1 protein-coding gene is annotated in these 268 nt (G+C 41.0%); it reads left to right on the top strand.

Annotated features, from left to right (window positions below; genetic code table 11):
• Nucleotides 1-268 (top strand): hypothetical protein (locus SM755_RS23750; RefSeq protein ID WP_323174849.1); only part of this gene is annotated, 268 nt, incomplete at both ends.

Below are 268 nucleotides of genomic sequence, written 5' to 3'. Positions count from 1 at the left end.
GGAAGGCGTTGATATAGGTTCTTCAGAATACGAGGAATACTCAACAACGAAACTAATGGATCTCACGAACGCCACCGATAAATATTTGCCGGTAACATTACCGCATTTAGAAGAAAACAATCCTCAATCACAGTTCAGCTTCTACTATCAATATAACCGAGATCAACAATTTCTTCAGGACAACGTTAAGTACTATGACAACCAGTACTACCACAAGCCTCTGGAGGGACATAGAAACCCCTCGGAACCACAATACCTTGACTCAAAA

Origin of the sequence: Natrialba sp. PRR66 (assembly GCF_034808065.1) — an archaeon.
Taxonomy (GTDB): domain Archaea; phylum Halobacteriota; class Halobacteria; order Halobacteriales; family Natrialbaceae; genus Natrialba; species Natrialba aegyptia.
Note: the sequence above shows the minus strand (reverse complement) of the source record. Positions and strands in the feature narration are given on the sequence as shown.